This window comes from Salegentibacter sp. (genome assembly GCF_036568425.1).
GTDB lineage: Bacteria > Bacteroidota > Bacteroidia > Flavobacteriales > Flavobacteriaceae > Salegentibacter.
Map to the genome: position 1 here is coordinate 22,513 of NZ_DATCSO010000056.1, position 11,068 is coordinate 33,580.

The following is an 11,068-nucleotide window of genomic DNA, read 5'->3' on the forward strand; positions in this document are numbered from 1 at the left end:
CTAAAAATATATCTTGCATCATCTAATTTAATAATAAATATGGCCTCAGGATTATTTGCACTTCTGGATGATATAGCAACTTTAATGGATGATGTTGCGGTGATGAGTAAAGTCGCCGGAAAGAAAACCGCCGGACTTCTGGGCGATGATTTGGCGGTAAATGCCGAAAAGGCCTCCGGTTTTGTGTCTTCAAGGGAGTTACCGGTGCTTTGGGCCATTACAAAAGGCTCATTTCTGAATAAGCTAATCATCCTGCCACTCGCATTTCTGTTGAATGCATTCTTTCCGATTGCCATTACGGTAATTCTGGTAATAGGCGGACTTTACCTGGCCTATGAAGGCGCTGAAAAGATTTTTGGTTATTTTTTCCATCACGCCCCAAAAACTGAAACCCCAAAACTCGAAAAACTTTCTGAAGAAGAAGTTCTTGGCAAAGAAAAAGAGAAAATAAAATCAGCTATCCTTACCGATTTTATACTATCGGTAGAAATTGTGATCATAGCTCTAAGCAGTGTTGAAAGTGGAGATCTGCTCACTAAAATTCTTGTGGTAACCATTATCGCCCTGATAGCAACCGTAGGGGTTTATGGAATTGTGGCCCTGATAGTTAGAATGGATGATTATGGGCTTAAGCTTATCGCGTTAAATGAAAGTAAAAACAGCTTTTCTGATAAAATGGGCCATTTTCTGGTCAATGCCTTACCAAAGGTAATTAAAGGCCTTACCATTATTGGAACCATAGCTTTGCTTCTGGTATCAGGAGGTATTTTTGTCCATAATATTGATTTCTTCCACGGGCTGTTTGATAATCTTCCCGGTATTCTCGTTGAGTTCCTACTTGGACTGGTGGTTGGATTCGTGGTTTTACTTATCATCAAGGTTGGCAGCAAACTTTGGAAAAGCTTTAAGAGTTAATTCTAAACAAAAAACTCCATACCTCACCAGCTGCTCAGGCCTCAGGTATATTATCTATTCCAGGTCTTATCCGGCAGCTCCTCCCCAAATTGTAACCAAATGAAGGACAGCAATCTTTAAGTCCCTGCCTGTAAGTAGCTTGCCTTCATTCCCTCCAACCTGTTTTCAGCTATATCCAGAGAGGCTTCATAAGCATTGGGAAAAGAATGATCCTGAAGTAAGCTTCGGTAATAAGCGATACCTTCCTGTAGACTTTTAGCAAAATTATTCTGATTTCTCAGACTTTTCTTATCGGGATTTTTAGTCCCTTTCAGCTCTTCTTCAAAATAATCCAGGTACAATTCCAGTTCTTTTATAAACATATGGGGTCTGGCTTTGTTGCTAAGCAAATCCTTTCTTCCGTAGATATGATCGGTCATTTCCTGGAGGGAAGCGATCTTAGAGTAATTAGCGATATTTGGTCCCGGACAAATGGTCACCGCTTCCAGTTTTTTCAGGAAAGGCTCCTTATAATTTACCGGCGCGGCATTGCTCAGGCCTATACAAAGACACTCTTTTGCCAATACCTCATCCAATTGTTTTTTAAATTCCTGTTCCGGCAATCCCGCTTCCTCCAGCTGCTTCACCTTAAATTTCTGATATTTAGTGGACGCCGTACAAATAGGTTGCTCGGTGAATTCGGTATTAGAAATCAGGTACTTTTCGGTACAAGGACTACCGGGTTTTTCATTTTTAATTCTATCCAGCTTTTCCTTTTCAGCGCTGGTATCTTTAAGGTAATTGAAGCGAACGCCCAATGGAGAATTCTTGCTCAATACCACATCCTTCTCCCCTGCCTGGCTTAAAAGTTCAAGGGTATCTTCATCCACTGTTGTCGCTTCCGGACAAAGTAGAAAAGGTGTACCCCAACCGGTACTATCCACCCCATATTTGCTTTGCAAAAATGTGGCCTCTTCCGCAGTTCCTATCCCACCCTGAACGGTAATCTTAATTGGGTGCGGTTTTTCAAAACCAGGCTGACCTTTCGCTTTGATTGCCGAATCATATATCCTGAAAAGCTCTTCAGCTAATTCTTCTCTTTTATTGCTGAATTCCTCCAGGATAGGACCAAGCAGTAAACCCTGAGTGGCAAAAGCATGCCCCCCACAGTTGAGCCCCGATTCTATTCTGAATTCACTCACCCATATCCCTTTTTTAGCAAGATATTTCCCTTGAATAAGCGCCGAGCGATAATCACTCACCTTGATTACTATCCTCTTGCTGAAACTTCCCCAGGCTTTGGCATCAAATTCCCTGAAGTTTTCCAGGTAATTGTACAGTCGTGGATTCATCCCCGCTGAAAAGATCACTGCCGAATTATCAAGGCTGCTTTGAGCATATGCTTTCAATGCTTCCAGGGCATCCGAGCCGTTTTCGATTTCTACCCCTGAAGAATCAAAATTATTCTTATCTACCTTCGTCATTATATTCACCTCAATAGCCCCTGCCTTAACCTCTTTTCGTAGAAACTTCTCCAAAGTTCTTTTTAACTCTGCATCGCCAGTTTTAATGAATTCCTGATATTTTTCTTTTAATCCACTATTTTCCGGCAACATCTCAAAATATTTAACCAGGTCTGACCCTGTTTCAAAGGCAGAATTCCTGATTTTTTCCAGGCGGTTATGAACATTCCGGTTTACCAGGTCCAGGTAATCGGTGATGCGACGGGAGCGGTAATTCTCTTCCTTGTTAGAGATCGGAACATAGGTTTCTCCGGTATTCTGGTAATAATATTTTCGCATTGTCTCAATAAGGTTATCCTCAATGATGGAAAGCGCCGAGCTTATTCCAAAAGCGGCAACCTTAACTGGAGAATCTATTGTAAATGCAATACCCATTACAGGAATATGGAACTGGTGCGGAGAAAATGTATTCATAGTTTAATAATTTAAGCCGATAAAGGTGAGCAATCAACAGGCCTTAAAATATGAGCAGCATCATATTTTAGAAATTTGTATTAAAGTTGTCGTTCTTCTTTAACGAAGCATTTTTTGTATCTTCAGCCTAACCGTAACCAATTTAAAATATCGATTATGAAAAGCGCATCTCTTAGCAAAAACCTGAAATACAATGATTCAAAACCGGCTGTAGAAATTTTAATGGATACCGATAGCAGCAAGGAAATCCGTATCCTGATGAAAAAAGGCCAGGTGATGAAGGAACATAAAACCTCCTATCCCATTATGGTAGAAATCTTCGAAGGCAGGATATCCTTCGGCGTTAACGGCAATACCCATCAACTTGAAAAAGGCGATCTGGTATCCCTGGAGGCCAGTATACCTCATGATCTAACAGCCGAAGAAGACAGTACCATAAGGCTTTCCCTTTCCAAGGCAGATTCCGTGGAAAGAGTAAAAGAAGTGGCTAAAAAAAGTTAGGATATAAAGGGCATTATATAGATTCCCTACAACGAAAAGCCATACTTCAAAGCGAGAAATGATCCAGATAGCTAGCCGGCAAACGAATTCAGGAAAGCTTCTCAGGGATTTCATATCTCGCTTTGAGCTCTTTCATATCCAGCTGCTTCCCTATCGCCTCATTAACCAGGATAAACTCATAGATATTTTCCTTGTCTATTATTCCCAGCAGTTTTCCGTTTTGCACTACAGGTGCCACCGATATTTTCTGCGTCAGAATTTGCTGATATACCTCCTGCAATGGCATTTCCGGGTCAAGACTAAGGAATTCGGTTTGCATGGCATCAATTACCGGGGAAGAATTTCCTTTTTCAGATAATCCCTTTATCAGGTCGTTACGGCTTAGAATACCCTGCACTTTACCTTCTTCCACGATCACAAAGTCGTGGGCCTGACCGTCAAGTAATAATCCCACGGCTTTACCCAAATTGTCTTCCGGATTAAGTCGTGCAAACTGTTTCATTAGTATATCTTTAACCTGATAGCCCCTAAGCGAGGTTTTGGTCATTTCCATTTCAGCTTCAGCCCCGGCGCCCAAATAGATAAAAATTCCTATAAAAACAAGGAAAATATTGGCGTATAGCCCTAGAAAAACAAACCCAATAGCCAAAAACTGTCCTATCCCTGCCGCGATCTTTGTTGCCTTCCCCCGTTCAAACTTAAATAATAATAAAGCCCGCAAAATTCTTCCTCCATCCATAGGAAAGGCCGGAATAAGATTGAAGATCGCCAGGATCATATTAGCAAAGAGCAGGTTATACCAGAATCCCACGCCGCTGAAGTTCATTAGGTTGAGCGATTCAGAAAAGGAAGGAATACTATTAAAAGCCCAAAGCCCCAGAAGGATAGCTATCCCTATTATAAGGTTAACCAGAGGCCCGGCAATGGCCACCAAAAGCTCCTGCATAGGTTTTTCAGGAAATTTCTCCAACCGGGCAAGACCACCAATTGGCAAAAGGGTAATGCTTTTGGTGTCAATATGGAATCTTTTAGCCGTTAAGGCATGGCCAAATTCGTGAAGGGTGACACATAAAAAGAGCGCCAGGATAAAAACAACTCCCTGGAAACCCTGCATCATATCCTGCTCCAGGCGGTAATGCAGAATAAAAATCCAGATCAGCAATATCATAAATGTCCAGTGCACCGAGACTTTTATCCCGGCAATACGCCCAAGATTTAAAGACCATTTCATTTCCATAATCCTAACCTGTTATTTAGCTTTCAAAAAAGCACGAAAACTATTCTACTTAAATTTACTGAATTTTGATAGATTTTTACTCCACTTCTTCGGAAAGCTTTGGGCCGGGAAGGTTTTTTAAGACCTTAAATGTCGCCGGTAAATTTCATAAAATATGGAAACTCCGGTAGGGATAAGCGCATCGGGGAAATCATAGTCGGGATTGTGAAGAGCCGGGCAGTTCTCCCCGGCACCCAGACCAAAAAACGCCCCTTTAAAATGTTGAGTAAACAAGCCGAAATCTTCCCCCCATTTAAAGGGCTGCTCCCTCTCCCTGATATGTAAGCCCAAATGATTACCCGCCAATCTGATAGAATTTACGGCTTCTGGCAGGTTATTCGTAGCATTAAATGCTTCGGTATAATAGAAAATCATACCTAAGCGGTGAGCATCTTTAATACGTAAAAGAAACACCTCTATCCTATCCTGCAAAGCCCTCATCTGGCTCTGGGTCCAGGTACGCAGGGTAAAATGCAGTTCTGCTGCTCCGGCCGAAACCCCATAGGCAATGCTACCAAGTTTTACATGAACAGGAGTTATGAGTTTAAAATCTTCTTTCTCAGGACGATTATCAGACCAAAGCTGCATCTGCAGGAGGATCTCTGCCACAGCCGATGCCGGGTTAACCCCCTTTTCAGGTTCGGCGGCATGTGCGGTTTTTCCTTTGAGCTTAATCACCAGACTGCTTACCGAGGCAGTAAAACCCCCGTTTTTTATCAGAAGCTCATGCATAGGAAAACCCGGCAAATTATGAAGGCCGAAAATAAAATCAGGCTTCAATTTCTGAAAAAAACTTTCCTTTAGAATGGCGGCAGCCCCCTTTCCTGTTTCTTCTGCAGGTTGAAACAAAAGAGCTACTTTCCCTTTTTCAGGCGGATGTTTCGCAAGACAATATGCAAGACCCAGCAGAATAGTGGCATGGCCGTCATGACCACATTTATGAGAAACCCCCTCCGTCCGGGACCTATGTTCAAAGTCGTTGATCTCGGTAATCGGTAAGGCATCAAGTTCTGCCCTGAAAACTATGCTTTCTCCCGGTTTCCTACTATCGAAAACCGCTATAATTCCGTGACAGTTCCGGGTGTTTAGGATTTGGGTTGGATTTAATTTCTGCAGGTAGGCGGTGATTCTTGCCGCAGTTGAACTTTCATTACCTGAAACTTCAGGATTTGCATGTAGCAACTTCCGGAAAGAGATAAGTTCGTTGATTGTTTCAGGATTCAAATTCATTAGATGAATATAATAGTTTTTAGTCCGAAAATAGGGATGATTAAATAATATATGGCCACAAAATTCCACCTTGAATTCTAAAATTCCGTAAATTAAGACTATGAAAAAGCATTATAATATCGTTATCGCCGGAGCCGGGGGAATTGCTGAAGCCGCTGCACTGCTTCTGGCAGAATGGAGCGAGATAAGCCCGTCCATTTTTATAGGAAACCGCACGCTCTCTAAGGCTCGGAATTTAGTCAATTGGGTTAAAGAGGGAACCACTAAAAATTGTAAAATAAAAGCTTTTCATCTCACGGAAGAGGAAGTGACCGGGGAAATGCAAGACATTCTACAAAAAGCAGATATCATTTTAGATTGTTTACCTGGCAGCATTGCCCCCAGAATTGCAACACTGGCAAAAACCCATAAGTTAGATTACGTCAATCTCACCGAGTATGTCGCCGAGACCAACCAGATTATAGGCCTGGCCCGGAATGCAGACTCCGGTTTTGTGCTTCAAAGCGGACTGGCCCCGGGATATATCAATATTCTGGCGATGGCCCTTTTTAATGATTTCTGTAAAGAATTTGGAGTGAATAAAGTTGATAAACTGGAATTTAAAGTGGGAGCACTTACTAAAAATGCTGTTTCGCCACATTATTACGGTTTCACCTGGAGCCCCGTAGGCGTTGCTACGGAATATTTGAACAAAGCCCTGGTACTCCGGGATTTCAAAAAAACCAGTCTCCCATCCCTCTCAGACCGGAAACGTATTATCATTAATGGAGTAACTTATGAAGAAGACCTTACCTCGGGCGGAGCTGCTGATCTACCCGATACCCTGGTTGGTAAAGTAGGTAGTCTTGACTATAAAACCTTAAGACATCCTGGACATTACGCCTGGGTGGAGACACAACTGGAGAAAACCGGAAATGGACCTGAGGCGATAGAAGATTTACAGGGTATAATGCAAAAGACAATCCCTAATATAGAAGAGGATCAAATCATTCTTTATGCTGCAGTACAGGGAAGAGACGACTCAGGAAACCTACAGAGGAGGGAAATTTCAAAACGTATTCTACCCCAGCTGGTTGGGAGACACAAATTAAGAGCCATCCAAACCACCACCGCAGCCGGCTTGCTACAATGCGCCCAGATAATTCTGGAATCAAATAAAAAAGGGGTTCTACTGCAAAGCATGATAAATCCAGAAGAGTTTCTGAATGGGGATTTCATCAACCGGGTTTACGGGAAAATTTAAAAAGATATTTATTAGTTGTCACTTCGAACCCTTCTACTATAGTGCGTCCTGAGCAAAGTCGAAATGCTCAGGCCAGGCTCTCTTGAGACCAGGTCGGGCGGGTACAAAAAATAAGCCGCTCCCAAAGGAAGCGGCTTACAGCATTTTTCTTTAGCTCTGTAATTATATTCAGCTTAGAGTTTTGTCACCTTCACATAATCGATGATAAATTCTGCGGGGAATATAGAATCATCCACCTCAGGACCTCCAAAATTACCTCCCACTGCCAGGTTTAAAAGCAAGTAGAACGGATGATTATATGGATAGGTTTCCTCGTTCTTTACTTCAGGAGAGAAAGTATAAGTCTTTTCATCATTAATGAAGAACTCGATAGCATCCTCACTCCAATCCATTCTAAAAACCTGGAAATCCTGAGTAATGCCAGGTACGTGTGTACTTTGGATATTCTCGGTTTCTCCGTGGCTCGCCGGGGTGTGTAGCGCATTATGAAGCGTATCGGGCTGGCGGCCCACGAACTCCATAATATCTATCTCTCCTGAAGCAGGCCAACCCACTTCACCGATATTATTCCCTAACATCCAGATCGCCGGCCAGAGGCCATGACCATCGGGTAGTTTAGCACGTACCTCTACGCTGCCGTATTTAAACTCGACCTTATCTTTGGTATTAATCTTTCCGGAGAAATATTTATCGCCTTGTTTAATAGCCTTAATGATAAGCTTACCATCTTCTACGTTTACAAATTCCCGGTAATAGCCCTGGCGTTCGTTATTTCCCCAGCCGCAAAGATCGGGACAACCATCGCCTTCTTCATAGTTCCAATACTCCATATTGAGCTTATCCCCGTCAAAATGATCCTCAAAAACCACATTGCTTTCTTTTAAAATGAATTCAGCTTTTTGAAGATCGCGGGAATTACCGCCAACAAAAACTTCAAACTCACCAGCTTCAGCTTCCCATCTTTTGTTAACATTATAGAACTTAAGCATTTCTTCATCTATTGTGAAATTAACACTTTTACTTTCTCCGGGAGCAAGAGTCACCGCTTCAAAAGCTTTAAGTTCTTTTACAGGACGTGTAGTACTGGCCACAAGGTCATGAATATAAAGTTGTACTATCTCCTTACCTTCAACATCCCCGGTATTAGTTAACTCTACACTCACCTCAATACTTCCGCCAGTTTCCATCTCTTCTGAAGACAGGCTTAATTTACCATATTCAAAATCGGTATAACTAAGTCCAAAACCGAAGGGGTAAAGTGCATCTTTTCGTTCATCGGTATAGGCTGAGTAAGTCACGTGCTCCTCGCTGGAAGGACGTCCTGTGTTTTTCTGATTATAATATAGAGGCTCCTGACCTACAGCTCTGGGAAAGGAAACCGGTAGCTTAGCGGAAGGATTATACTTTCCGAAAAGCACATCGGCAATCGCATTCCCGCTTTCAGTTCCAAGTTGCCAGGCCACTGCTATAGCAGGAATATTTTCAGAAGCCCAGGTGATCTCCAAAGGTCTTCCGTTAATAAGAACCAACACAACATTCTGGTTCACCTTATATATCTCTTCCAGCAATTCCTGCTGAAGTCCGGCCAGGCCAATATTCACCTGACTCCTGCCTTCACCGGACTGGAAGGCATCTTCTCCAAGTGCCATCACCACAAGATCGGCTTTTTCGGCAGTTTCAATCGCCTTTTTAAAACCGGACCTATCGGTTTCATTTATCTCCAGTGGCATTAGGAAACTTCTTTCCCCAACCCCAAGATCTGCGCCCTTAGCATAAGTAACATTTACATTTTTACCAGCGGCATTTTTGATTCCTTCCAGAACCGAAACAGCCGAATTAGCTTCTCCCTGCGCTCTCCAGTTTCCTATTGGAGTGTCTTTATCATCGGCAAGGGGCCCGATAACAGCAATATTCTTAACAGAAGATTTCAGCGGAAGCAGGCCCTTTTCATTTTTCAGAAGCACAATAGATTTTTTTGCGATATCGCGGGCAGTAGCCCTGTGTTCTTCATACGGTACTTGCTTTTGAAGCTCAGAATTCGAATAGCGATAAGGATCATCGAAAAGTCCCATTTTGAATTTAACCCTCAATACTCTTCTTACCGCTTCATCTATATACTTCATGCTAACTTTTCCTTCTTCTACCAACTCTTCAAGGCTGGACTCATAAGCTCCCCCCTCCATATCCATATCACTTCCGGCATTAAGAGCGATTTGGGCAGCATGTTTCTTATCTTTCGCAAAGCCGTGTTCTATCATTTCCGGAATAGAACCCCAGTCTGAAACCACAAATCCATCCCAGTCCCATTTTCCTTTTAGGATATCTCTTTGCAAAACTTTATGTCCGGTTGCAGGGGTGCCATCAATATCATTAAAAGCGTTCATTACCGTTGCTACTCCGGCTTTTGCCGCAGCTTTAAAGGGAGGTAACAGGGTATTATGAAGTTCATTATCTCCTACATGAACGGTATTATAATCCCGCCCTGCTTCAGCAAAACCGTAGCCTACAAAGTGTTTTGCAGTAGCGGCAATGGTTTTTTCATCAGCGAGATCATCGCCTTGGTAGCCTTTTACTTTTGCGACAGCTACAAGAGAAGTTAAATAAGGATCTTCTCCCGACCCCTCCATAATTCTGCCCCAACGGGCATCACGGGAAATATCTATCATAGGAGAGAAGGTCCAGTTCACCCCATCAGCTACAGATTCCAGGGCGGCGATTCGTGCCGATTCTTCCATTGCTTCGAGGTCCCAGCTAGCGGTTTCTCCCAGTGGGACCGGGAACATTGTTTTGTAGCCATGAATTACATCATAACCAAACATCAGTGGAATCTTAAGGCGGGAATTTTCCATAACCAGCCTTTGTGCTTCAGCGGTAGCTTCCGGCGAAAGTACATTCAGCATAGAGCCTACCCGGCCATTCTTAATATTTTCTTCTTTTTGCTTGTTATCCATTTCAGAAGCCGGACCGGTAAGGTCCCAACTCCCGTTGTATTGTACCAACTGCCCAACTTTTTCTTCCAAAGTCATTAGTGAAAGCACTGAATCTACTTTGGTCTCCACATTTTTGACCGAGCTTGGTATCTCTGAATTTTGTCCCGTTAGCGTTAGGCTTCCGAAGAGGAAAAGGACTATCAGGTTAATATTTTTCATCTTAAATCAATTTATAGGTTACCCCTTCTGATAAATTTCCTGTTTGAAATTTATCAGTTAAAATCTTCCATAAGCCTGGTATCACCCCCGGTTCTCGGGGGTGCCCAGGACTTTGGACAACCAGATTTTCTGGCTAATTCTCAAAGTTTATTGAAATACCCTGATATAATCTACTTCCATTGAAGATTGAGCAAAATCAGGATCAATATCACCTCCAAAGGTTCCACCCATCGCTACATTGAGGATAAGGAAGAAATCTTTATTGAAGGGGGAATCAGGAGTGTTTTCATAGGTATGGTAAACTTCACCATCAACCAGGAAGACAATCCTCTCAGGAGACCACTCCATAGTATAGGTGTGGAAATCATCGCTCACACCATCTACCATGATAGTATTGCCATCGGCATCACCACCAGATCTTCCTTCATAGTGAAGGGTACCGTGAATAAGGTTCTGGTCGTTTCCTGCATGCTCCATGATATCTATCTCTCCGGTTTGCGGCCAGCCCACCTCATCGAAGTCGGAGCCAAGCATCCAGATCGCAGGCCAGGTGCCAGCGCCTTCAGGCAATTTAGCACGGGCTTCTACCCTTCCGTAGGTAAATTCAAAATTATCTTTAGTGGTAATTCTGGAAGAAGTATAATCGAAACCTTCCTTGTCTTCAGCTTTGGCGGTAATCACAAGATTACCACCACTAATTACTGCATTGTCTTCAGTATAATACTGAGACTCCTGGTTACCCCAGCCGTTTTCACCGTTTCCGGTCTCGAAGTTCCAGATTGAAGTGTCAAGATCGCCATCGGTATCGAAGTCGGCTTCCCAAAGCAACTCATCGTAC

The 11,068-nt window shown here is 42.9% G+C and carries 8 protein-coding genes; 3 read left to right on the forward strand and 5 right to left on the reverse strand.

What is annotated here, in order from left to right; translation table 11 throughout:
- Positions 1-39: 39 nt before the first annotated feature.
- Positions 40-915 (forward strand): DUF808 domain-containing protein, encoded by an 876-nt coding sequence (locus VIM94_RS05545; RefSeq protein ID WP_332038290.1) that lies wholly within the window; start codon positions 40-42, stop codon positions 913-915.
- A gap of 116 nt (positions 916-1,031) precedes the next feature.
- Here the strand turns inward: VIM94_RS05545 and VIM94_RS05550 are convergent, their stop codons facing one another.
- Complete coding sequence (locus VIM94_RS05550; protein WP_332038291.1) at positions 1,032-2,831, reverse strand: hypothetical protein; 1,800 nt, start codon at positions 2,829-2,831, stop codon at positions 1,032-1,034.
- 156 nt (positions 2,832-2,987) lie between these two features.
- Here VIM94_RS05550 and VIM94_RS05555 point away from each other — a divergent pair, with 156 nt between their 5' ends.
- A complete protein-coding gene (locus tag VIM94_RS05555; protein WP_332038292.1) occupies positions 2,988-3,332 on the forward strand; it encodes a cupin domain-containing protein in 345 nt (114 codons plus the stop codon).
- An 88-nt stretch (positions 3,333-3,420) separates the two neighbouring features.
- Here the strand turns inward: VIM94_RS05555 and VIM94_RS05560 are convergent, their stop codons facing one another.
- Positions 3,421-4,569 (reverse strand): site-2 protease family protein, encoded by a 1,149-nt coding sequence (locus VIM94_RS05560; protein WP_332038293.1) that lies wholly within the window; start codon positions 4,567-4,569, stop codon positions 3,421-3,423.
- Positions 4,570-4,686: 117 nt separating this feature from the next.
- Positions 4,687-5,838 carry an amidohydrolase gene (locus VIM94_RS05565; RefSeq protein ID WP_332038294.1) on the reverse strand — a complete coding sequence of 384 codons (1,152 nt, stop codon included), beginning with the start codon at positions 5,836-5,838 and terminating at the stop codon, positions 4,687-4,689.
- Positions 5,839-5,938: 100 nt separating this feature from the next.
- Here VIM94_RS05565 and VIM94_RS05570 point away from each other — a divergent pair, with 100 nt between their 5' ends.
- Positions 5,939-7,081, forward strand: a complete 1,143-nt coding sequence (locus VIM94_RS05570; RefSeq protein WP_332038295.1) for a saccharopine dehydrogenase family protein — start codon at positions 5,939-5,941, stop codon at positions 7,079-7,081.
- Between the two features lie 173 nt (positions 7,082-7,254).
- Here VIM94_RS05570 and bglX read toward each other — a convergent pair whose 3' ends face one another.
- Positions 7,255-10,230, reverse strand: a complete 2,976-nt coding sequence (gene bglX, locus VIM94_RS05575) for a beta-glucosidase BglX (protein WP_332038296.1) — start codon at positions 10,228-10,230, stop codon at positions 7,255-7,257.
- A 147-nt stretch (positions 10,231-10,377) separates the two neighbouring features.
- The coding region (locus VIM94_RS05580; RefSeq protein WP_332038297.1) for a glycoside hydrolase family 16 protein at positions 10,378-11,068 on the reverse strand (691 nt) is incomplete at its 5' end.